The 23,240-nt window shown below is 47.4% G+C and carries 23 protein-coding genes and 2 tRNA genes; 16 read left to right on the forward strand and 9 right to left on the reverse strand.

The annotated features are described in order from the left end of the window. Positions 1 to 116 precede the first annotated feature (116 nt). Genes DYP60_RS06075 through DYP60_RS06085 form a run of 3 tightly spaced genes read left to right on the forward strand, consistent with a single transcriptional unit; the run spans position 117 to position 4,202 of the window. Positions 117 to 1,604, forward strand: coding sequence for an ADP-ribosylglycohydrolase family protein (locus DYP60_RS06075; protein ID WP_133299298.1), 1,488 nt, complete (start codon positions 117 to 119; stop codon positions 1,602 to 1,604). Between the two features lie 2 nt (positions 1,605 to 1,606). Further along, the gene (locus DYP60_RS06080) at positions 1,607 to 2,575 is read left to right on the forward strand and encodes an aldo/keto reductase (protein WP_117330000.1); all 969 of its coding nucleotides are present in this window, start codon (positions 1,607 to 1,609) and stop codon (positions 2,573 to 2,575) included. A gap of 43 nt (positions 2,576 to 2,618) precedes the next feature. Then, positions 2,619 to 4,202 (forward strand): RecQ family ATP-dependent DNA helicase, encoded by a 1,584-nt coding sequence (locus DYP60_RS06085; RefSeq protein WP_165849520.1) that lies wholly within the window; start codon positions 2,619 to 2,621, stop codon positions 4,200 to 4,202. A 25-nt stretch (positions 4,203 to 4,227) separates the two neighbouring features. On the opposite strand, the gene DYP60_RS06090 is transcribed toward DYP60_RS06085, so the two are convergent. After that, a complete protein-coding gene (locus DYP60_RS06090; protein WP_117330002.1) occupies positions 4,228 to 5,223 on the reverse strand; it encodes a LacI family DNA-binding transcriptional regulator in 996 nt (331 codons plus the stop codon). Between the two features lie 97 nt (positions 5,224 to 5,320). Here DYP60_RS06090 and DYP60_RS06095 point away from each other — a divergent pair, with 97 nt between their 5' ends. After that, complete coding sequence (locus tag DYP60_RS06095) at positions 5,321 to 6,595, forward strand: galactokinase (protein ID WP_117330003.1); 1,275 nt, start codon at positions 5,321 to 5,323, stop codon at positions 6,593 to 6,595. Positions 6,596 to 6,611: 16 nt separating this feature from the next. Here the strand turns inward: DYP60_RS06095 and thrC are convergent, their stop codons facing one another. The 3 genes from thrC to rpmB all read right to left on the reverse strand — a co-directional run bounded on the left by thrC (position 6,612) and on the right by rpmB (position 10,616). Further along, the gene (thrC, locus tag DYP60_RS06100) at positions 6,612 to 7,880 is read right to left on the reverse strand and encodes a threonine synthase (RefSeq protein ID WP_117330004.1); all 1,269 of its coding nucleotides are present in this window, start codon (positions 7,878 to 7,880) and stop codon (positions 6,612 to 6,614) included. Positions 7,881 to 7,892: 12 nt separating this feature from the next. Next, positions 7,893 to 10,265: a bifunctional aspartate kinase/homoserine dehydrogenase I gene (gene thrA, locus DYP60_RS06105; protein WP_117330005.1), complete on the reverse strand. Its 2,373-nt coding sequence runs from the start codon at positions 10,263 to 10,265 to the stop codon at positions 7,893 to 7,895. A gap of 120 nt (positions 10,266 to 10,385) precedes the next feature. Further along, a complete protein-coding gene (gene rpmB, locus DYP60_RS06110) occupies positions 10,386 to 10,616 on the reverse strand; it encodes a 50S ribosomal protein L28 (protein ID WP_117330006.1) in 231 nt (76 codons plus the stop codon). Positions 10,617 to 10,852: 236 nt separating this feature from the next. Between rpmB and DYP60_RS06115 the strand changes: the two genes are divergently transcribed. Continuing rightward, positions 10,853 to 11,299 carry a hypothetical protein gene (locus DYP60_RS06115; protein WP_133299299.1) on the forward strand — a complete coding sequence of 149 codons (447 nt, stop codon included), beginning with the start codon at positions 10,853 to 10,855 and terminating at the stop codon, positions 11,297 to 11,299. Here the strand turns inward: DYP60_RS06115 and DYP60_RS06120 are convergent. Then, positions 11,247 to 11,888, reverse strand: coding sequence for an endonuclease III domain-containing protein (locus tag DYP60_RS06120; RefSeq protein ID WP_117330008.1), 642 nt, complete (start codon positions 11,886 to 11,888; stop codon positions 11,247 to 11,249). The genes DYP60_RS06115 and DYP60_RS06120 overlap by 53 nt on opposite strands. A 60-nt stretch (positions 11,889 to 11,948) precedes the next feature. Between DYP60_RS06120 and DYP60_RS06125 the strand changes: the two genes are divergently transcribed. Together DYP60_RS06125 and DYP60_RS06130 are read left to right on the forward strand one after the other, a co-directional pair. Further along, positions 11,949 to 12,021: transfer RNA gene (locus tag DYP60_RS06125), tRNA-Pro, on the forward strand. Positions 12,022 to 12,279: 258 nt separating this feature from the next. Continuing rightward, positions 12,280 to 12,510, forward strand: coding sequence for a hypothetical protein (locus tag DYP60_RS06130; RefSeq protein ID WP_133299300.1), 231 nt, complete (start codon positions 12,280 to 12,282; stop codon positions 12,508 to 12,510). A gap of 197 nt (positions 12,511 to 12,707) precedes the next feature. On the opposite strand, the gene DYP60_RS06135 is transcribed toward DYP60_RS06130, so the two are convergent. Beyond that, entirely contained in the window at positions 12,708 to 13,151 is a 444-nt protein-coding gene (locus DYP60_RS06135) for a DUF4032 domain-containing protein (RefSeq protein ID WP_117330010.1), read from the reverse strand. 201 nt (positions 13,152 to 13,352) lie between these two features. Beyond that, entirely contained in the window at positions 13,353 to 13,973 is a 621-nt protein-coding gene (locus DYP60_RS06140; protein ID WP_117330011.1) for a superoxide dismutase, read from the reverse strand. Positions 13,974 to 14,177: 204 nt separating this feature from the next. Between DYP60_RS06140 and DYP60_RS06145 the strand changes: the two genes are divergently transcribed. Then, positions 14,178 to 14,251, forward strand: a tRNA-Arg gene (locus tag DYP60_RS06145). 169 nt (positions 14,252 to 14,420) lie between these two features. Next, complete coding sequence (locus tag DYP60_RS06150; protein WP_117330012.1) at positions 14,421 to 14,612, forward strand: hypothetical protein; 192 nt, start codon at positions 14,421 to 14,423, stop codon at positions 14,610 to 14,612. Between the two features lie 17 nt (positions 14,613 to 14,629). Here DYP60_RS06150 and DYP60_RS06155 read toward each other — a convergent pair whose 3' ends face one another. Both DYP60_RS06155 and DYP60_RS06160 read right to left on the reverse strand, forming a co-directional pair. Continuing rightward, on the reverse strand, positions 14,630 to 14,860 hold the full coding sequence (locus DYP60_RS06155; RefSeq protein WP_117330013.1) for a hypothetical protein: 231 nt from the start codon (positions 14,858 to 14,860) through the stop codon (positions 14,630 to 14,632). A gap of 293 nt (positions 14,861 to 15,153) precedes the next feature. Continuing rightward, positions 15,154 to 17,160, reverse strand: a complete 2,007-nt coding sequence (locus DYP60_RS06160) for an oxidoreductase (RefSeq protein WP_117330014.1) — start codon at positions 17,158 to 17,160, stop codon at positions 15,154 to 15,156. 230 nt (positions 17,161 to 17,390) lie between these two features. Here DYP60_RS06160 and DYP60_RS14190 point away from each other — a divergent pair, with 230 nt between their 5' ends. From DYP60_RS14190 to putP, 7 genes are all read left to right on the forward strand, one after another. After that, the gene (locus tag DYP60_RS14190) at positions 17,391 to 17,567 is read left to right on the forward strand and encodes a hypothetical protein (RefSeq protein ID WP_165849521.1); all 177 of its coding nucleotides are present in this window, start codon (positions 17,391 to 17,393) and stop codon (positions 17,565 to 17,567) included. A 25-nt stretch (positions 17,568 to 17,592) separates the two neighbouring features. Continuing rightward, positions 17,593 to 17,793: a hypothetical protein gene (locus tag DYP60_RS13965; RefSeq protein ID WP_133299301.1), complete on the forward strand. Its 201-nt coding sequence runs from the start codon at positions 17,593 to 17,595 to the stop codon at positions 17,791 to 17,793. Positions 17,794 to 18,097: 304 nt separating this feature from the next. Further along, the gene (locus DYP60_RS06175; protein WP_117330017.1) at positions 18,098 to 18,328 is read left to right on the forward strand and encodes a hypothetical protein; all 231 of its coding nucleotides are present in this window, start codon (positions 18,098 to 18,100) and stop codon (positions 18,326 to 18,328) included. A 144-nt stretch (positions 18,329 to 18,472) separates the two neighbouring features. Next, on the forward strand, positions 18,473 to 19,603 hold the full coding sequence (locus tag DYP60_RS06180) for an ABC transporter ATP-binding protein (RefSeq protein WP_117330018.1): 1,131 nt from the start codon (positions 18,473 to 18,475) through the stop codon (positions 19,601 to 19,603). Then, the gene (locus DYP60_RS06185) at positions 19,600 to 20,526 is read left to right on the forward strand and encodes an ABC transporter permease (RefSeq protein WP_117330019.1); all 927 of its coding nucleotides are present in this window, start codon (positions 19,600 to 19,602) and stop codon (positions 20,524 to 20,526) included. The genes DYP60_RS06180 and DYP60_RS06185 overlap by 4 nt, the downstream gene beginning before the upstream one ends. Then, complete coding sequence (locus tag DYP60_RS06190) at positions 20,523 to 21,326, forward strand: ABC transporter permease (protein WP_117330020.1); 804 nt, start codon at positions 20,523 to 20,525, stop codon at positions 21,324 to 21,326. The genes DYP60_RS06185 and DYP60_RS06190 overlap by 4 nt, the downstream gene beginning before the upstream one ends. 164 nt (positions 21,327 to 21,490) lie before the next feature. Next, a complete protein-coding gene (gene putP, locus DYP60_RS06195; RefSeq protein ID WP_117330021.1) occupies positions 21,491 to 22,987 on the forward strand; it encodes a sodium/proline symporter PutP in 1,497 nt (498 codons plus the stop codon). Positions 22,988 to 23,240: the final 253 nt, after the last annotated feature.

The following is a 23,240-nucleotide window of genomic DNA, read 5'->3' on the forward strand; positions in this document are numbered from 1 at the left end:
GTTTTTTATGGTGGAATGTTCATCACCTTGATTCTCTCTACTTCATTCCGATAGCGATATATACTCAGCATGAGGCAAACCATGCAATATTTCAGTACAAGTACAGCAAGTAAGAGATGGGAATCAGCGATAGAAGAGTTCGTCGGCTTTGCAACGAAGGGAGAATAGAGGGGGCTACCAAGATGGGGAGCAACTGGATTATTCCTGATCACGCAAACAAACCCATCGATGCACGCACACATATAGAAAAGCATTACAAAGGAATTGTCTATGACTTCCAGGCTGTTGATGCATTGAAACAAGCAATCGACAACCATAGACCCTTCTCTGCTACCCTCGCTCGTACCCTCCATGAAAACCTTTTGGTTGAGTGGACCTATCATTCAAATGCAATAGAATGGAATACTCTTACCCTCACTGAAACAAAAGTTGTGCTGGAAGGCCTTACCATTGGAGGAAAGACCATGGTAGAGCATCTGGAGGAAATGAAAGGTATCAATACCTCAGGGCAAGCCCTGGACTCAAGAGGCGTTGCCTCCTTTTCCGCCCCAAGGGACGGGGTATCTTACCTTGCTTTCCCGGCACTCGCTCCAGAGAGGAACCATCATGCTGATTCCTTTCCTCTCGCTCCGTTGGGGAATGAAGCACAAAGAGACTCGTCTTTTCCGGGCACTTACGCTATTGTAGGAATCATGAGTATACAAGAACGTGCAAATGGCGCATTGCTTGGTTTATTTGTAGGCGATGGCTTTGGCAGTCAGTGTGACGGCCTCTCAAAGGAAACACTCCAAGAAGAAGGTATCAATACGCTTCAAGAGGTATTTTCCCTCGAACACCTACGCAGCGATTGCGGCATCTCAGGAGAGGTAAGCGACCTGGCGCTACTGCTTTCCATGAGCCTGTTGTCCAACCAAGGCCTGGATGCTGATCATTTCCATGCATTGGTCAATCGCTACCGCGAGGAGCGTGAAGAGGGCTACCCTCTCGACGCATACCGCGCAGCGCTTCCTCTCTCTGTCGTCGTAGCAATAGCAGGTATTGAGCTGAAACAAAAACAGGTCAGGGATATAGCCCTCAATGTTGCTTCGCTCTTCTGTGAAGATTCTCTTGAAAAAGAGGCGGTAGCATTCTTCTCCCACTGTCTCTACCTTCTGATCAATGAGGAGGTGTTTGATGCAGAGAAACTGGTGCATGACTTGCTCACACAACGTGGAGGGAAAAATCTGGATGAACAGCTTACCTCACTCCTGTCCAGAGCAAGAAAACCTGAACTTATCCTCTCGGGGAATCATACATTGAAGGAAACACTGCTCTTGGTGTTTCATACAGTATTGCATGCTCCTAATTTCGAACAAGGAATGAGTGACATCGCAAGAATGGGTGGAGATGCACGCCTCGCTGGTGGTCTCTATGGAGCGCTCCAAGGAGCACTGAGGGGACCAGATCTGTTTCCTGATCATTGGATTGACGAACTGGTTTCCTCTTCTGCAGTTGAGCAGGCAATCAAAAAACAGACACTTTTTAAACGAGAGACGATAAAGATGGAAAGGCTTGCCTTGACCATGAGTGAGAGACTACTGAACGCTACAGTATTTGGGAGGTAACGATGAAGTACAAATCATTAGGAAGAACCGGCATCAAGGTATCAGAGCTCTGCTTTGGGACCATGTCCTTTGGAGGAAGAGCTGACAAGAATGAATCAGAAAAGATGTACAACATGTGTAGAGAGGCGGGGATCAACTTCTTTGACTGTGCCGATGTCTATCAGGAAGGGATAGCAGAGAGCTATCTTGGAGCCTTCATTGCCCAAGAGCGGGACAAGGTTGTCATTACCACCAAGACTTATGGAGCGATGGGAGATGATGTCAACGAGAAAGGTCTGAATGCGAAACATATCCGCCTTGGGGTGGAGGCAAGCCTGAAACGTCTGAACACCGACTATGTCGATGTATTGTTTCTCCACCATTTTGATGCAACAGTAGGAGAAGAGGAAACATTGAGAGCTGTTGACCGACTTGTCAGGGAAGGGAAAGTGCTCACGTTAGGTGTCAGCAACTTTGCAGCCTACCAAGTGGAGAGAATGCTCCATATCAGCAGCCTGCACCAGTTCACCCCTATCTCAGTAATCCAGCCAATGTTCAACATTGCAAAGCGCATGGCGGAAGTTGAGTTGCTCCCCATGGCTGAAAGTGAAGGTCTTGGGGTCATCACCTACAGTCCACTTGGCGGAGGGCTCCTCACTGGCAGATACAAGAATGGCTATGCAAATGCTTCCGGTAGGTTGGTTGAAAACCAAAACTACAACAAGCGCTATGGGGGCCAGTTCTACGAGCAGATAGCCCGTGAGTATTCCACACTCTGCAGCAAGTGGGGTTTGCACGAAGCAACGCTTGCCGTCGCTTGGATAATGGCACACAAGCAGGTTACTGCCCCGATCATTGGAGCGGCGAATACTGAACACTTGAAGCAATCCCTGCAGGCTACATCCATCACCATCGATCCTGAGCTTATGAAGGCGATTGATGCAATCAGCCCACCACCTCCTCCAGCGACAGACAGAAGCGAGGAGCAATAGGAGCTTTTTGAAGCAAGGTTGCACAGATGCCTCTTTCTTGGGTATGAAAGACGAAATATATACACATTTCCAAGAGGGCCAAATCCAACGGCTCCTCCGGGAACGTTTCAGCATCTCTTCCCTCTACCCATTCCAGCAATTGGTCATCCAGCACATCATAGAAGAGGACTGCAAAGAAAATAGTCACGCAGGGACCGTAGTAGTACTTCCAACCGGTGGAGGCAAGAGCCTCTGCTTCATGCTTCCCTCCCTCCTGGTGGAAGGTATCACGGTCTTGGTCTATCCACTGCTCTCCCTCATGCATGACCAGATCAGACGATTGGAGGAAGTCTCCATTCCCTATATCTGTATACAAGGCGGCCAGAGCCATGCAGAGCGAAAGCTTTTACTTGCAAGGCTTACCGCCGGAAAGGCAAAGATTCTGGTGACCAATGCTGAGTGTCTTTCCCTACCATCTGTCATTACTGTACTATCTCAAGTGACTATCAGCCTGTTGGTCCTTGATGAAGCACATACCATCGTGAGCTGGGGGGAGGGCTTTCGACCTGCCCTTGCTGCTGTCGGTTCCATTATCCAATACCTTCCAGTACGGCAAGTTCTCTGCTTCACTGCAACAGCAGATGAAAGGGTGCTCCTTGGCTTGAACCGTCTGATATTTCCGAACGCCAAGCCACATCTCATTCATGCCAGTAGCAACAGGACGAACATCACGTATCATGTCATCAGGACTTTGAGCAAGAATCAGAGTATTGCTGGCTTGTTATGTCAGAAAAATCTCCTACCCGCCCTTATCTTCTGCAGTACACGAAAGCAGGCTCAGGTCTCAGCTCACCGTCTTCTCTATGCGCTGCCCGACTTACCAGTCCGTTATTACCACGCAGGGCTCACCAAGGATGAGCGAGGCTATCTGGAAAAATGGTTCAATGACAGTGAATATGGAGTGCTCTTTGCTACGAAAGCCTTCGGGATGGGCATTGACGTGAAAGGAATTCGATGTGTCATCCACCATGATCTCAGTGAAGATGTACTCTCCTTTTTGCAGGAGAGTGGAAGAGCTGGAAGGGACGGGAAACCAGCGCTTTCCATCAGCTTGCTTGATGGGAGTGAAACCCCTTCTCCCCTCGCTTCCATCCTATACAGTACTGACTGTTGCTTCCGAAAAGGGCTCTTGGAAGCTATGAACGAACCATTTGAGTATTGTGGTGGTTGTGATGTTTGCAACCATGATGTTTCCCTGAAGCGGCAAGGAGAGGAAGCAATACTGAAGTCTGTGCTTGTACATCCACTCCGCTTCTCACCATCTTCGTTAGCTTCCATGCTTCAGAACACCAAATGCTGGTATTCATATGGAGGAACGCTTTCCTCATGGGGAATGCAGGAAGTGCAAGAAGCAATCATGCTTTTGATAAAAGAAGGCAAGCTTCACTGTATCACGCGGGCTAAACGTCGACTTTATATAGATTACAAAGTAATACCCACACTCTTGACAACTCTACATTCATGGCTAAGGCTTACATATGAGAGTGCAAAAGAGAAGGCTGAAGAGAACCGGCCCCAGCTACCCTACCATGCCTCGTCCATTCCTCCCGGTCAAGGAAATGCAAAGCTCCAAGACGACGCAGGATAAAAAGCAACAAGGGGAAGAAAACCTCTCATGGAAGAAACTCTTCCTCCTGCTGTGAAAGGGAACGTATTAATTTTGGCAATACAGTGGTGCAACCGGATCGATTCCCTGCCAGTAGACCTAACAACTTCTCTGCCGCCCTTCTGTAGAGCTCTCCGCTCTGAATAGCAATGCTCGCAATAGGAGCGGGGTATACGCTGAACAGTGGGGATGCATCATACCCTACTTCTGGTAGGGCGGTTTTGATGCGTAGCAAGAGAGAAAACAAGGCAATATCATTCACCGCTGCAATTCCATCAATAGCATCAGCATCAATGAGGTTCTGTACCTGCCGGGCAACGCCTTCCATGGCATTGGTTTTCCCAATGGTCGTCGAGAGTACCAAAACATCAGGATAGAGTTCCCTGAACCCAGATAGACGCTGGGCATGGGGAGTAACACTCTCAAGATAGCCGGTGATGTATAGAGGTTTCTCAACACCACACTCTGTAAGATACTCTGCCTGCAGGGTTCCCCCGTACCTATTGTCAGTCTTTACACAATTCTGTATCTCTGCGCTTCCAGATAAGTGGTGGGCAAGAACATAGGGGATGGGGATGGAAGAGAAGAGTGCTTCCTCCGCCTCTGTGTCTACATCATAGGCCAAGATGCCGTCACAGCGCTTTGCAACAGCTTCCAACTCCTTTTGTGTTCCCACCGTGTAGAACCGCATCTGCCACGAACTTTTTGCCAGTACTTCCTGTACACCTTTGATGGCCCTGCCGAAGAACCAGTCAAAACTATCCATGTTTCCCCAGTAATAGGGCCTCCCCTCTTTTCTGAATTGGACGAAGGCGATTGTTCCGGTTCCACTCCTTCGCAATGTGGCAGCTGCACTGTTGGGTTCATAGCCCAACTCCCTAGCAGCTTCCAATACCCGCTCAGCGAGCGACGGAGAGACCTGTCCAGGGTTGTTGTACACACGAGAGACAGTTGCACTACTCACTCCTGCCATCTTAGCGACACTGTCTCTGGTTGCTCCCATCGGTCATCCTCTTTTTTGTTGACAAATGCTTGATACAGGGGTAGTGTACACGTGTACATTCAAGAATGCAAGTAATACGTACCAAATGGAGAGTACAATGGCCAGAACAGAAATGATACAAAGAGGGTTGCTGCATGCACAGTACCAATCTCTCTACGGAAATTCCTACCAGGCTGAAGATATGGATAAAAGGTTTATCAGCCTGGTTGAAGCACATACCAAATTGTTCAAGGAACAGGATGTCAGTCTCTTCTCTACCGCTGGAAGGAGTGAACTCGGAGGAAACCATACTGACCACAATCTGGGGAAAGTCATTGCTGCCACCATTAACCTGGACACCATCGCCGCAGTAAGCAAGCGTGATGACAACACTGTTGTCTTGACGAGCGAAGGCTATCCTGAGGTCATTGTGCATCTTGATGAGCTTGAAATCATTGAAGCAGAGAAAAACACCACCGAGGCACTGGTACGTGGTATTGCTTTTGCGTTCAAGCAACGTGGGCTTGCAATTGGCGGTTGGCAGGCCAACACCACCAGCCGGGTACTCAAAGGTTCGGGTCTCTCCTCCTCTGCCGCAGTAGAAGTGTTGTGTGGAACCATTTTCAACCACCTCTACAATAAGAATGCACTCTCCCCTGTTGATCTTGCGATCATCGGGAAGTTCAGCGAAAACAACTACTTCGGCAAGCCTTCCGGTTTGATGGACCAGATGGCGTGCGCCTATGGTGGGATCATAGGGATTGATTTTGCTGATGAGGAAAACCCTAAGATTGAACCGGTGCAATACTCCTTCAGTGAACATGGCTACCAGCTGGTTATTGTGGACACTGGGGGAAACCATGCAGACCTGACCCCCGAGTATGCTGCTGTTCCCAAGGAGATGAGGGAAGTTGCCGCTCACTTTGGGGCAAAGCACCTCAGGGAGATTGATGAGACAACCTTCGCCTCTCAGCTTCCCCTTCTCAGAAAGACACTTCAGAATGACAGGGCGCTGCTCCGCTCCATTCACTTCTTCGAAGAAAACAAACGAGTTACCAATATGCTCAAAGCCCTGGAGAACCAAAACATTGAGGCATATCTGAAGGAAGTCAGATCCAGTGGGGAGAGCTCCTTTTGCTTCCTGCAGAACCTCTACCCCTCCTGCTTCCCCCAGGAACAGGGTCTGAGCCTGGCTATTGCCATGACCAAAATGCTCCTAGGAAGTGAAACAACTGTACGCGTCCACGGAGGAGGTTTTGCAGGAACTATCCAAGCCTATATTCCCCTGGACAAGTATGTGTTCTACAAACAAGCGATGGAGGCGGTCTTCTCAAAGGGAAGTGTTACTCCCATCACGGTACGACAGAGAGAAAGTTGTTGTATTGCTGAGTAGAAAGTGAAAAACTTCCCTACTCAAACAACTCCCGATACTCCTTCCCTACCTGCTTGAAGGAAGTCTCTTTATCCAGGAGTTGCTTCAAGTTCTCTGGAATAGGTATCTCTGTATTAATCAGTGGTTCTACCACCTGCTCAAACTTCGCGGGGTGGGCAGTAGAGACAACAATGGTGGGTTTGCCACTGAACTGGTCTCTTCTTACGCGTTCTCCTGTAGCTGTATGGGGACACATGATATACCCTGACTCGTCATACACTTCCTTGATCGTCTTCTTGATAGTCTCGTCATCCACTGACCAAGCACTCACCATCTTTCGCATGGTATCGATATCTGGATACAGATCGAAGAGCCGCTCCATGTTGCTCGGAGCACCAACATCCATCGCATTAGCCAAGGTAGCTACAGAGGGACGTTTTTCATAGTTGCCTGAGAAAAGATAGTCAGGAATTGTCTTGTTCTCATTTACTGAGAGTGCAATCCTTTCAATGGGAGCACCCATACTCAGTGCCCAGTAGGCACCACAACTGTTGCCCACGTTTCCGCTGGGAATGATGAATGTTGGTTTCTTCCCTATAGCCTGGTAGTAGAGATGGGATGCATAGACATAGTAAACACTCTGGGGAAGCAGTCTTCCGAGGTTAATGCTGTTTGCGCTACTGAGTCCCCACTTGGTGGCAATCTCCTGATCCATGAACGCATCCTTGACCATCTTCTGACAGTCATCAAAATTGCCATCGACCTCATAGGCCTCAATGTTGCCACCCCAACATGTGAGCTGGGTCTGCTGACGCTTGCTCACCCTACCCTTGGGAAAGAGCACCTTTACATCAATACCCTTCCGCCCTGCAAAAGCGGCTGCCACTGCCCCACCGGTATCGCCACTGGTTGCAACCAGGATGGTTAGGTTCCGACTTTGCTTCTCCAGGATCTTCTCCATACTTGCAGCAAGGAAGCGCGCACCGAAGTCCTTGAACGCAGCGGTGGGACCATGATAGAGCTCGAGAACCATCTCTTCCCCTTTTAGGGGAACCAAGGGAACCGGGAAATTGAACGCATCCATGCAAATCTGGGCAAGGTCATCTTTCAGAGGATCATCCTCAAAGAAAGGAGCGAGCACTTCATAGGCTAATTCCGGGTACGAGGAGATCTCATGCACATTCAGATGGGAAAGAGAGGGAAATGACTCGGGAACATAGAGTCCACCATCGGGTGCAAGCCCTTGCAGAATCGCCTCGCTGGCACTCACCTTTGGAGCTTTCTTCCGTGTTGATACAAACTTCATCGCTACGTCCTCCTAAATCCTGGCCCCAAGATAGGCTGCCAATCGAAGAATATCAGAGAATACACCACCGGCAGTGACTTCCCTTCCTGCTCCCGGTCCCTTGATCACCAGAGGCTGGCTCAAGTATCTGTCGGTGGTAAAACAGATCACATTGTCCGTTCCACTTGCCTGGGCAAATGGATGGTCGCTTGCATAGCTCTTCAGGGAAGCACTACAGTTGCCCCTCTCATCAACAATCCCTACATAACGGAGTTTCTCTCCCTTTGCTACTGCCTCTTTGTAGGCAGCTTCTATGACTGGATCGATTGCTTCCAATCTTTCCATGAACTCACTTGGTGAGCAACCATCCAAAGACTCAGGAACCAGACTTTGAATGGGGATGTCTTCCACTTCCAGGGAATATCCCAACTCCCTGGCAAGAATGACCGTCTTCCGGCCTACATCCATACCTGAAAGGTCATCTCTCGGATCTGGTTCAGTATACCCCATCTCCTTTGCCTGTCTCACCAGTGCACTAAAGGGAACACTTCCATCATAGCTGGAGAAGAGCCAGGCAAGGGTACCACTGACTATCCCCTCGATGCGGTGTACGGTATCTCCTGTCTGGACCAAGTCTTTCAAGGTCCAGATAATGGGAAGGCCGGCACCGACGGTGGTCTCATAGAGAAACCGCTTTCCAGTACGCATGGAAGTCTCCAGCAACCTCTGGTAGTACTCCATGGGAGCCGTCCCTGCCTTCTTGTTCGGGGTAATGACATGGATCCCTGACTCCAACCAAGATACATACTGCTCAGCAAGCTGGCTGCTGGTAGTACAGTCTATGATCAGGGAGTGCGGGAAATACGTTGCACCTATGTGGCGGGTAAAGAGGTCCTGGTCCAGTTCTACAGCCTCATTCTCAAAGCGTTCCTTCCAGTCCCCTGGGTCAATTCCATCTTGGTCCAGCAACATTTTTCTTGAGTTGGCAATACCTCGAATATGGATATCGAGCCCAAACTGTTCTTTCAGCCTAATGGTCTCCTTGGAGATCTGTTGCAACAACGTACCACCGATATTCCCTGGTCCAAGCAAACCAACTGAAATAGCACGCTTGGAGAGAAAGAACCGTGCATGCAATGCCCTGAGTGCCTTCTTACTGTCACTACCCTTGATTACTGCACTGATGTTTGTCTCGCTGGACCCCTGGGCAATGGCAATGACATTAACCCCAGCCTTTCCCAAGGATGAGAAGAACTTGCCGGCAACTCCCGCCTGACCTGTCATCTGCTGCCCTACTGCTGCAAGGACTGCGAGTCCAGTCTCTGCTTCAATGCTCTGGATGGAGGCAGCCTCAAGCTCAGGAGCGAACTCCTTCTTTGCGGTAGCGCAGGCGCGCTCTGCCTCATGCTCGGGAACAGCGAAACAGATGGAGTACTCACTGGAAGCCTGGCTGATAAGCACAACAGAAATAGAAGCTTTTCTCATAGCTGAGAAGAGCCGGCTCGCGATGCCGATGACACCACTCATGCCAGCTCCTTCCACATTTATTAATGCAATGTCATGGATGATGGAAAAGCCCTTCACCCTATTCGGTTCTATCTGGTCTCCGTGCTTGCTGATGATAGTCCCTGGATCCTGCTCCTCTTTCCAACAGCGAAGTTGCACATCCAAGGAGGCTGCAATGGCAGGAACGAGTGCATGGGAGTGAATGATGGGAGCACCGAAGAAGCTGAGCTCGGTTGCCTCTGCATAGGAAAGAGAGCGGATGACCAAAGCAGAAGGGACTTCTCTATGGTCAGCATTATGAAGCAAGGAGCTGTTGTTCCAGAAGGTAACCCCAACTGCTCCAAGCTGGGCAGCAAGGGAGGCTGCAGCATACTCGCTTTGTCCGTCCTTTACAGCTCCATACACAAACAGTACTGCTTCCTCAACACTGTGTTTCTTCTGGGAATCGGCATACCCAAGGAGATTGGAAGAAAGGTCATGCAAATTGGCCCAATGGCAGGCAATGTCAGCAACCCAACTATCACAGAGTGCCCCTGCGTAGCGTTTTGCACCCTCGCTGATCTCCTGAACCAACCAGATTGAGCGAAGGATGTCTTCCATGTCTGCAAACCCTTGCTTGATTCTATCCAGGACTTTGGTACCGGCAGGTACTGCAAGCAAATCTTCAACCAAGGCGGTCCAACGGGTAAAGCGTTGTTCCTGCATAGACCAAAGTCGTTCGTCACGTTGCATAGCTACGTGTAAAAGGTTATTGAGTTCCAAATTTACATCTGTAAATGGGGCAAGAACCACCACTTGGTGTGCCTCTCCGGAGGATTGAAGAATACGGATGAGCTTTTCCAAACCATCCTGTGAAACAAGATTAATGCTTTCTACTGCGTGTACCCGTATGTCATTCATCAGCACCCCCTCCGAGAAAAGTTCAACATAGTGAACAAAACACTGAAAATATGTCTTGCATGATTACACAAAAAGAGCCCAACGTTGGGCTCTTCTGGTAATCGAGATGACGTATGTAAATTATACGAGCTTCTCGATCTTACCGCTCCGCAAGCAACGTGTGCATACTTTAATGGTACGGGGAGTCCCCTTGACCAAAGTCTTTACAGACACGATGTTGGGGCGGAATACGCGCTTTGTGGTAACACCAATGTGCTGACCAACACCGCCATGCTTCTTGGCTTGTCCTTTTCTCGGAACATTATTTCCGGCAACCGTTCCTTTTCCGCAAATCTCACATCTACGAGCCATAGCTATATCCACCTTATCCTTAATAATTCATTCGTTGGCCGAATCAGGGCCTGTTGAAATCACACATCACCTTGTCCAGGCAAGCCCTTGCCCGTGAGCAGTAGTACAAGGGTGTCGTACAAATAGACTTCAACCTTAGCCAAATTACCAGATAACAGCTTTTGTGTAAAGACAAAGGCATCATCTTTTCTGTTTTTTCCCTTGCTGAGGCCTATCTCCTTCAGTATGCTACACCCATGGAGAACTATTACATCCTTCGATTAGGCAAAGAGCTGAGAAGAAACCTGAAACTATTCAGGGACGGTTTGTACAAACAGTATGGGGAACCAAGTTTGCTTACCCTGGAAGCATGCATTATTCTAGGCCCGGTTGACAAGCAGGACACCCTGCCTTTTGTCGACTGCCCACCGCTACCGCTTACCACACTCGATACAACATCTTACAAAAATGGACATCTACATCTCCCAATACCAGGTACGCCGTTTGCCCAAATTCGGAAGCAATTAGGAACAGACTATCCTTATGACGGTGTATATCTAGGAGAGATAGAGACTACTCTCTCTGTTGACCCGATCATCATCAAGGATCTATCGCTTGCCATGCTTTCAATCCAGAGAGAGGGAGCACTCATCACTTGGAATGTTTCTTTAGAAAAGCATCTCGACTCGGGCAGACATCACTGAACGGACACTCCTCACAACTCGGTTTCTTTGCATGACAGGTAGTCCTTCCAAACAGGTTGGCTGTCATGGAGAACCGATAATGGAATCTCGGTTCCAAGAGAGAAGCTACTGCTTTCTCAATTTTTTCCGGGTCCTTGGTTGCAACCAACCCAAGCCGGTTCATGACCCTGCCGAAATGCGTATCAACGATGATCGCCGGCTTCCCATAGATGTCACCCAGCACACAGCTGGCAGTCTTTCTCCCCACTCCAGGTAGTTTGACCAACTCCTCCATGGTATCAGGAAGCCCTCCATCTCCAAGTGCCTGGGCACAGGCAATGATGTTCTTTGCTTTGTTTCGGTAGAAACCTGTGGGGAAGATGATCTCTTCCACTTCTTCCCTCTTTGCCTTTGCCAGAGAGGGAGCATCGGGATAGACATCAAACAACGTTCTTACCACTGCATTGACAGTTCGGTCTGTTGTCTGGGCTGAAAGGATGACACTGATCAGAAATCTGAAGGGGTCACGTTGATCCAGAAACTGTATATCTTTTGGGAGCAAGGTATCCAAACGTTCATATATAAGGTTTGCGTAGGTATTCTTATCCATATTTCTGCATACTACCCCCTTGACGCTTCCAAGCTCAAGTGCGTATACTCCAAAAAGTTTCGGGGCGTAGCCCAGTGGCTAGGGCACCTGCTTTGGGAGCAGGATATCGAAGGTTCGAGTCCTTTCGCCCCGATCTATATTGGACGGATTGAGATTCTCAGTTCGTCCTTTTTTATGGTTTGTGGCCAACTAAACGCTGAGCCTACAGCAATCAATTTTACAGAGAATGATCCAATTCAATTCGTTTCTGTATTTGGAATAGATAATACTATCCATCCTCCTTACAAATGCCTCAGAATCCACTGATCAAGGAACTCCAATTGGTAGGGAGTACGAAACCAATGCTCCCTATTTTCATAGGATGTACGTGCAGCATTATAAGCATGGACGAATGAAAGGTATCAATACCCCAGGGCAAGCCCTGGACTCAGGAGGAATTGCCTCCTTTTCCGCCCCAAGGGACGGGGTATCTCACCTTGCTTTCCCGGCACTCGCTCGGGAGAGGAACCATCATGCTGATTCCTTTCCTCTCGCTCCGTTGGGGAATGAATCAACCGTTTCCCTGAAAGTCGAGAATGCGATTCATATATATAGAGATAGAGAGTCGAAATTCCCCAATTGACGCAATTCATTCGAACAAAATCAAGAGAATCATATGACAATGTTTCTCCAAATTGACATATTGTTCCTTTGGTTCTCCCCTTCAATACCTATTAGAGAAACATCATGATAATTGCCCTGTTCTGTTATATGGATAAGGGCATGAAAAAGGCATACAGTTGCTAGACCGTATGCCTTCCTATATTTTGCTTCTGGCCCTTATGCCGCATTGTTGGAAGAGAGAATCTTTGCGATGATCTTTCCAATGGTTCTGCCGAACAAGACATCGTAGTCAAGTGCAGCATTGTACATATTGACTTCCTTCTGCTGCTGCAGACTGAGAAAGTACTGATGTTCACAGATCTCAAAGAAGAGGTCTGCTTTCCTTCTTCCAGGAAAACTCAACAGAGTTGCCCAGTTTTCCATAACCTGACTAATTGGCTGGTAGATATTACTCATCCAGGAGTAGGTTGCCTCATCCCAAGTAATCGGCATGGAAAGATCCTTTCCAAGGAAGTAGCGATGCCCCTCGATGTGTGAAGCAAGACGGTCATAGTCTGCGTCCAGGAACATGTCTGTATTTTTAATGATGTACTCAATGCTTTGTCTTTTCTCTATATCATGGTTATCCATATAGGTCTCCTTATCTTCTTTCTGTTTCATGTCTATAGTCTAGTGAATTACTATTCGATAATCAAGTACTGATAGACTAATATATTTGAATTGTTCCGCTTTCTTTTTGTATTTTACAGTCCTTATTAATACATATTGTAATACTTTATCTATATCTGAAACGTCTTAGTGGTGGAGATCTTTGCAAAACGGCCCCTCTGGGTCAGAGGGGCCGAGAAGAGTACAATACGCCTAGGAAAGAAGCTTAAGATAGCTTTCCTCCACCTTTGCCCAATCAATCACATTCCAAATCGCTTTCAAGTAGTCGGCCCGAAGATTCTTATATTTCAAGTAGTATGCATGCTCCCATACATCTATTCCAAGAATAGGTACTCCACCCTTTTTATCCATCAAAGGGGTATCCTGGTTCGGAGTATTCACTACTTCTAGAGAACCATCAGAATGAGCAACAAGGAAAGCCCATCCGGAACCAAACCTTCCCGCTGCCTGGCTGTTGAGTGTTTCTTTCAAAGCATCAAGCGTTCCGAAATCTTTCTTGATTCTATCCGATAATGAACCTTTCGGTGTTGGGGATGCTGAAGGACTAAGAATTGAGAAATAGAGATTATGGTTTGCATAGCCTCCTCCATTGTTTCTCACAGTGATACGGAGTTTCTCATCTGAAATCGAATCAAGATTCTTGAGTATGTCTTCAATGGAGCGGTCTTTCAGGCTTGGGTCTTTATCAATCGCAGCATTAAGATTCTTGGTATATCCAGCATGGTGCTTCGTGTAGTGAGTTACCATGGTTAATTCATCAATATGAGGTTCCAACGCATCAAAACCGTAGGAAAGTTCAACTTGCTTAAACATGAAATACCTCCTATGTATCGTATGTCTATTTCCTAGTCTTTAACTAGGTATTTAAGAGTATACACATATTTCTTCCATTAGGCAAGTCAAAATACAATGGAACGCGATTGTATTTTACACATTAAACTATTTTTTCTAACCATCTTTACCTTTTTTTCATTTTGCGGTACTGTTTGCTGGTTTCAGGGACTAAAAACCTGTAATGCGCCAATAGCTCAGTTGGATAGAGCAACTGCCTTCTAAGCAGTAGGTCAGAGGTTCGAGACCTCTTTGGCGTAATATACCTTTACTACCGACCACTTGTTGGTCGGTAGTTTCATCTTCAGAGACTCAAAACTATTACAGTCGGTTTCGATACCCTTGACGACTCGCCAATGCTCATCTACGCTTATGTCATAAGCATATCAACCAGAAGACGGTGATTGATGCCTTATTGAGGAGTGTTATATGTTGGGCTACGATTTGCGGGTACAAACAATATTCAGGTTTGATTATTGCAGAGTCTTTGATCCGCCAAAAGAACAGAACCTACTTCGTTTCTCTCGCCTTATCTGGTATGGCTATGATGAGGAAGGCCCAGCAGTCTACAGGAAAGACCCCAGAACCGGTGAAGTTGTACGAATCGATTTCCAGCGTTGAACTCTATTTTCTCAATGTCATCTCAGGGATGGAACACGGCCACTGATTTGCATCTTGATTGATTTTCTCGACACGTTCATGTTCACAAGACCGTCGGTAATCAGGAAAATGCCCCTGGCCAGTCCCCCTTCCCTGAACAATTCTTCCTGGGTAATCCCAACAAGGCCTAGCTGGCCAACAATGCTGTAAATTGCATCTTCCTTTCGTTTATTTCTCTTGGCCCTTTGCTGCTTCTTATTTCCTAGCATAGCAGATTTCCATTCACACAAACTATGAAAACGCGAAGCAAGCTCTGCATGACTAATGTTGACCCTTTACGTGACCTATGCACGGCTACACTCCTTGCAACCGAGACTGAGGGAAAAGACAACAAAAAAAGAAACGTAAAAATATACTGGGCAGGGCTGTATTAACCATGTCCAGCATATTTTGTTCACCTAATCCAGCATGACGATTGCCCATACATGATGTTGTTTTCCATCGACTGTTTTATGAGCAATCGCCATTAGGATAGGAAATTTTAATTACACTATTGATGTACTCATATGCTCCTTGCCAGCTCATATGCATCCCAAATGGCATACATGATATTGCGTGCACTGCTGGCATCACCTATTACATACGTGTCTGGAACAGTACTAGCAACATCCTTGTAAAGTGCATTATTAGATTTCAAGCCTGCGGAGATTACCACCGTATCAGCAGGGATGGTGCTCTTCTTAAAGTTCCTATCCATAACCTCTATGGCGCCGTCCTTAACCTTTTGCATGCTGGTATTGAGGACAGCTTTTATATTATGGAATTTGAGCATATCAAGCACCATAATTTTGTTGGAATGCGGGACCGGCATACCGGCTCCCATAAGCTCTGGAAGCATTTCCACTATTGTGACATCCTTGCCGTCCATTGCTAAGCTAATAGCTGTTTCGCAGCCTACCAGTCCACCTCCGAGCACAACCACCTTTTGCCCGACTGACTTTTTCTTCAGCAGAACCTCTGTTGCCGTACCCACATTAGCACTATCTATACCGGGAATATTGGGCATAGAAGGAACTGAACCGGTTGCCACTAGAACTACATCTGCATTGCCTTTCTTTACATCTTTCGGCTTTATCTCTGTGTTGAGCTTTACATCTACACCGAGTTTCTTTACCTGCGTCTTATACCATTCAAGGAGTCTTTCATTATCTTTTTTAAACTCATCTACGGAGCCCGCTATGACATGTCCACCAAGTTCACCGGTCTTCTCATAAAGCGTAACCTTATGGCCTCTCAAGGCAGATACCCTGGCAGCTTCCATGCCTGCCATTCCACCGCCTATAACCATGACATTCTTAACAGTATCCGCAGGATGCACACCATATTCTTCTTCTCTACCGCATGCGGGGTTTACGGCACAAGACAGCGACTTACCCTCGAAGCCTCTGCCTAAACAGCCATCATGGCAACCTATGCATGGACGAACATCCTCTGGTCTGCCTTCCTTAAGTTTATTACCCCAATCAGGATCGGCTAACAATCCTCTCCCAAGGTTTATCATATCGGCTGCTTTGCCCTCTTCCAGTGTTTTCTCTGCAAGCTCAGGTACCTCCATCCTGCCTGCAATTATCAACGGTACATTGACTACCTTCTTGAGTTGCTCAGTAAGGGGCAGATACAGACCATGTTTCTGATAGATTGGTGGATGTGCCCAATACCATGCATCATACGAACCTGCATCGGCATCAAAAGCATCATAACCGGCTTTCTCAAGGATAGGCGCTATGGTAAGCCCCTCCTGAGTGTCACGCCCCTTTTCCACAAAGTCTTCTCCGTCAAGTCCTCCCTGGTTCCAGTCCTTGATATAGCTCTTTATGCTGAATCTCAAACCAACGGTGAAGTCATTCCCATTTACTTTTTTTATGGCTTTTACAACCTCTACAGGAAGGGCAAGTCTCCCCATTAGGTCTCCACCGTACTTATCGGTCCTTCTGTTGAACATGCCTATGGTAAACTGATCTAACAGATAACCCTCATGCACAGCATGAATCTCAACACCATCAAAACCTGCCATCTTGGCAATTGCCGCCGATTCCGCCGCCATTTTAACAAGCTTCTCCACCTCTTCTGTGGTAAGTTCACGGCATGTTACAGACGGCGTCCAGTAGTTTGGTATAGCCGATGGAGCTACAGGTTGTCCCACAAGCATCATGGGGGCTGCCACACGGCCAAAACCTATCCCAAGTTGCAGGAATATCTTTGAGCCATATGCATGTATCCTCTCATTCATCTCTCCTGCTGTGTTTATAAAATGTCCCGGGTCAATGGTAGGACAAAGCAGGCTTCCTGGATGGAATTTTTCTATTTCGTTTTCTATTTTTGCAACACCGGTGATGATTAGCCCTGTACCACCTTTAGCCCTTGCCACATAATAGTCCTGCGCCCTCTTTGAAAAACCACCTCTCTCCGTTGATAATCCAAGAATACCCATTGGAGCCATCGCAATTCTGTTCTTTACATCTACGCTCCCAATCTTGATGGGCTCAAAAAGCTTCTCAAAACTTGCCATAAAACACTCTCCTTTTTTAAATAGATATTACGTTATCTATTGTAGCAAATGCTATTGGCTCGTTCAAGGCCAAAAACGATAAAATCTTTCCTGCATAAATCATGAGGTATCTTATAGTGATGCATCGGGTTGCCACGCGCCCAGCCGCGGGGTATCTGAATTTCTTTGCACCACACAGCATGGTGCGTCGTTTCTGGCTAATAAAAACAGGAAAACAGGGGATATGGGCAATGAAAGGTATCAATACCCCAGGGCAAGCCCTGGACTCAGGAGGCATTGCCTCCTTTTCCGCTCCAAGGGACGGGGTATCTCACCTTGCTTTCCCGGCACTCTCTCGGGAGAGGAACCTTCCTGCTGATTCCTTTCCTCTCGCTCCGTTGGGGAATGACAAAACTTTGTTGGTGTGAAGATGGGAAGACCAAAAAACTGAAAATGAAAGGTATCAATACCCCAGGGCAAGCCCTGGACTCAGGAGGCGTTGCCTCCTTTTCCGCCCCAAGGGACGGGGTATCTCACCTTGCTTTCCCGGCACTCGCTCGGGAGAGGAACCTTCCTGCTGATTCCTTTCCTCTCGCTCCGTTGGGGAATGAAACGCTTGCTTCTTCTTTGGATTCTCTAGCGCAACACGGATAGCCCTGCCCTTTCACATGCTGGGTATTCGTTGCAGAAGGTCTTCGTAAGCCCAAAAGCTTGAGGGAATACCAAAACTCCCTGAAGCTATCCAGGGAGATTGAACTGGATGATGGTCTACATCCAGAAAAAACGGTGACGGCAAAAAAAGTACCATGTACTGTCAAGGAACTAGATCTGTATCGGTATAACCTATACCAACAACAGTGTAATTTGTATTGTAGGGGGCAAGGGGAAATCATCCAAACAGGGAACTTTCAATATATTCTCTCCAAACATCGAATCTAGGTTATTCCTAAAGCATGGCATGGAGAACGGCCACATCTTCTGGCTTGCCCCCGGTAAGAAGAAGGCTAGCGTCCACTGGTTCATCAAGCATGTTGGGGATGAGTGGAGGCGGTCGTCTGTGACGAGGAAACAAGGTCGTCTTGCAGATCATAGACAAGGGCATCCCGATGCCTACTATTTCTTCCTCCAGCTCTTTGATGTCAGCAGGAAGGACTATGTCAAGGACCCTGCATATGAAGGAATCCCATAAGATTTATGATTGAGCCGTAATTTTATCGGATGAATGCTTGACAGTGGGTGGTAAATATTCGATATTCGCATTACCATCGTGAAGGCTCCAAAACACCTGTTCTGGAAATTCTATGCCTGAAACGAGTGGAGGAAATGGAAAAGATTGAAAGGTGTTGAAGTAACTGCGCAACGGGTATCCCGTTCCTATGGTGATTTCAAGGCTCTTGATAATGTCAGCGTACAAATCAAGAAGGGAGAATTCTTCTCACTGTTGGGTCCTTCAGGATGTGGCAAAACCACACTTCTGAGGATTATCGCTGGATTCGACTTTCCAGACTCGGGAAGCGTTGCCTTTGACAACAAGGACATCCTCCCCCTCCCCCCTGAAAAACGTCAAGCAAATACCGTCTTCCAAACCTATGCATTGTTCCCCCATCTTACTGTCTATGAGAACATAGCCTTCCCACTGCGTCTTCGTCGTACTGACAAGGCAACCGTAGAACAGAAAGTCATGGAATATGTAAAATTGGTGCAGCTGGAAGGGCACATCAACAAAAAACCTTCCATGCTCAGTGGAGGGCAAAAACAACGTGTTGCCATTGCCCGTGCCTTGATCAATGAACCAAGCGTACTGTTGCTTGATGAGCCTCTCTCTGCATTGGACGCAAAACTAAGACAGAATCTATTGGTGGAACTTGACCTTATCCACGATAAGGTTGGCATCACCTTCATCTATGTAACCCACGACCAGAGTGAAGCACTCTCGGTTTCAGACCGTATTGCAGTCATGAACCAAGGCAAGATATTGCAAATAGGAACTCCCTATGAAATTTATGAAGCTCCAGCAACCAGATTTGTTGCCAGCTTTATCGGGGAGACCAATATATTCCCCTGTACCGTACTCTCTTGTGAAGCACATGGGGAGGAGTTCCTTCTACGCCTTGATGTCCCTCAGCTACAGGATGAAGTATTCGTTACTGACTTTGAGGCCCAGGAAGTGGGAGCTTCACTCGACTTTACCGTCCGTCCTGAAAAAATCAGAATTTCCCATACCCCCCCAAGAAGCAACAATGCAACCATGAACACCTTCAAAGGCATCGTAGAAGAACCAATCTATTCAGGATTCCAGTCAAAGTTCTTCATCAAATTAGAGAAGGAACCTTCGACCTTGGTGAAGGTATTCAAGCAACACACAGTATTCTTGGAAGAAGGTCCAGAGATTCAGTGGAAAGACACTGTCTATGTGAGCTGGAGTGCTAACGACGGGTATCTGGTGAAGGATACTGAACAATGAAGCGGATTCTCAAACCAAGGGAACGAGAGCGAATGCTTGGTACACTCTACAGTGCTCCCATGGGACTCTGGTTCACGCTCTTCTTTACCATTCCCATTAGCATCATTATCCTTTACAGCTTTCTCAAGCGTGGTCTCTATGGAGGTGTTGAGTGGGAATTCTCCCTCTCCGCCTACAGACAGATGTTCAATCCAAGCTTCGCAAAAGTGCTGTTCAGGACAGTGTGGATCAGCATTATTTCAACATTGTTTTGTCTCCTTATAGCCCTTCCCTGTGGCTATGCAATGGCAAAAAGCAAGCATCAGACATTCCTGCTCTTCTTGATCATCATACCCTTCTGGACCAACTCCCTAATCCGTATCTATGCATGGATCTCCATTCTCTCCAGTGAAGGGTTTCTCAACACACTTCTGAAAAACCTTGGTCTGATCGATCAGAGCCTCTCCCTGATTTACAACAATCAGGCAGTTATCGTCGTTCTGATCTACATGTATCTTCCCTTCGCAATCCTTCCTCTCTTCACGACCATAGACAAGTTCGACTTCTCCCTGCTCGATGCTGCCAGGGACCTGGGAGCAACCAAGCTGGAGTCAATCATCAAGGTCATGATCCCCAATATCAAGAGTGGAGTGAGTACTGCATTCATATTCACCTTCATTCCCATATTTGGTGCATACACCGTACCACTCTTGGTTGGTGGCAAGGACTCGACCATGATCGGAAACATCATAGTAGACCAGGTCTCAAAGACGAGGAACTGGCCACTGGCCTCTGCCTTCTCCATGGTACTGACCTTGATCTCCCTCATCGGAGTGTTCTGGATGCTGTACAGTGGAAAGAAGGAACTACACCAGGAGAAGAATAATCAACAGGCCCTCGAACAGAATATCAAGACGCACCATAGCCAACGGGGGAAAAAATGAGTCACCACAGGAACACCTTAAAAACCAGCTTTTCCTTCTCCTATACCATGCTCTCCCTGGTCATCGTATTCCTCTTCATCCCGCTGTTTGTCGTGGTCTTCTTCTCCTTCAACAGCGTGAAAGGAATGCAGTGGGAAAGTGCAAGCCTTATCTGGTACAAGACGCTCATCTATGAAAGCCCTTCCCTTTGGGCTGCCTTTAGAAATAGCCTTCTCATAGCGTTCACTAGTTCCATCTCTGCCACCATCCTCGGAAGTCTGGCAGCTATCGGCATCAAGTGGTATCGATTCAAAGGAAGAAGCTACATTACCACGGTCAGCTACCTGCCCATGGTCCTTCCTGAGGTAATCATCGGTATCTCCATGTTGATTTTCTTCTCAGCGGTAAAGATCCGTCTCGGGCTATTCACCATCTTTGTAGCACACACCACCTTCAACCTTCCCTTTGTGTTCATGATGGTTAGTGCTCGACTGGATGAGTTTGACTACTCAACGCTTGAGGCAGCTCGAGACCTGGGAGCCAATGAGCGGCAGACCCTGCTCAAGGTCATTGTCCCATCCATCATCCCTGCGATTCTCTCTGGGTTCCTGATGTGTATTACCATGTCTCTTGAAGACTTTGTCATCACCTTCTTCGTTTCTGGTCCAGGTTCAGGAACACTCCCCCTCTATGTCTACTCAATGATTCGCTATGGGGTATCCCCGGTGATCAACGCACTCACCTTCGTTATGATTTTGGGAACAATGTTGATCGCCTTCTTTTTCAGGAAATTTCTCAAGACAGTGGCTGCCAGCAGTTAGTTGGTGCCATTGCACGACCAACCTGTAACAGATGTGTTATTTTTACCTACATTTATGCATATTTATGCAATTTTTTTACAGGATGTTCTCTATTGCTCTTGTCACCCTGTTTTCCAACAGGTATTCTGAATCAACATGTATTAAATGTTGGGAGAATTGTGATCATGAACAGGTATCAGCTCATCACCGCCTTGGCTTTTGCACTCTATCTGGGTCTTATGCTAGCTATCGGGTTTTTCACCTTTAGAAAAACAAAATCCACCAGTGACTACTTTCTCGGTGGCCGCTCGATCGGTCCATGGTTCACAGCACTCAGCGCCGAGGCGAGTGATATGTCTGGATGGCTCCTGATGGGACTTCCTGGCCTTGCCTACTTCACTGGGCTTCAGGAAGCTTTCTGGACCGCTGTTGGATTGTTGGTAGGCACCTACCTCAACTGGTTGTTTGTTGCAAAGCGGATGAGGAAATATTCCATTCACGCTAAGGATTCCATTACCATTCCTGAATTTCTCACCAATCGTTTCCATGATAAGAGCAAGCTGTTGCAAACCATCAGCTCCATTATCATCCTGGTGTTCTTCATTGTATATACAGCAAGTGGCTTCCTAGCGTCCGCGAAACTGTTCACAGCCGTTTTTGGTATGAACTACTACGTTGCACTCATCTTGGGCGTACTGGTCATTCTTGGATACACCTTACTTGGCGGATATCTTGCAGTAGTCGCAACAGACTTTCTGCAAGGAAGCCTGATGTTCTTTGCATTGGTAACGACCGGGATAATTGCAGTTTTTACCATTGGAGGACCCGCTCACACCCTGGAACAACTCAGCCAATTCGGCCAGCACTTCATAAACCCGTTTGTTACCCCTCCTGGTACCAGCTATGGATTCCTGCAAATCCTTAGTGCCCTTGCCTGGGGACTTGGGTACTTCGGCATGCCTCATATCCTCATCCGGTTCATGTCCATTAGGAGCAACAATGAGGTTAAGACGAGTCGGAGAATTGCAATGGTCTGGGTTATCATCGCTATGGCAGCAGCATTGCTTGTTGGTGTTGTCGGAAAAATCTTCCTGCTTCCAGTCGCATATGGCTCCCAGAGTGCTGCTGAAGCTGTATTCATCGCCAGTATGCAGAAAATCTTCCCAACCTTCATAGCAGGTTTCTTCCTCTGTGCAATTCTTGCTGCAAGCATGAGCACTGCTGACAGCCAGCTCTTGGTAGCCTCCTCTGCCTTCTCAAAGGATGTCTACAAGGCAGTTCTGAGAAAGGACGCCTCTGACAAGGAGACATTGTTGGTTAGCAGAATCACCGTAGTTGCGATTACAATCATAGCTATCTTCCTTGCTTTGGATCCAAATTCCTCCATCTTCGATGTAGTGAGTTATGCGTGGGCAGGATTCGGGGCGACCTTTGGTCCGGTCATCCTTGCATCTCTCTTCTGGAGACGCGCCAGCCGCAATGGAGCTGTTGCAGCCATGCTTGGTGGCGGTATTACCGTCGTTGTATGGAAACAACTCTCAGGCGGCCTATTTGATGTCTATGAGTTACTCCCCGGATTCATCATCGCTTCCCTGTGCATGGTTATCTTCAGTCTGCTTGAGAAACATCCTGATGAGGAGGTTTTCAAGGAGTTCGATGCCTTTATGGCCATCGAGGACTAAGCGGCTAAACCGGGGTACTCCCCCGGTTTTCTTATGCTCTCCATGATTCTTGTATATAACCACTTGACCGCATGACCGAGTTTGCCTATACTAGTTTCAATCCCTAGCCATTCGGTAGGTAATTTCTTGAAGGAGGCACATCAATGATGCAAAGCATGCAAGACAGCATTGAATCTGACATGTGCCAAAACGCACTCGCCTAAGACCTTCAAGGAACCATCATGAAACATGCTAAACATCCACGTTGTGGGTC

Source organism: Sphaerochaeta halotolerans, from assembly GCF_003429665.1.
GTDB classification, from domain to species: domain Bacteria; phylum Spirochaetota; class Spirochaetia; order Sphaerochaetales; family Sphaerochaetaceae; genus Sphaerochaeta; species Sphaerochaeta halotolerans.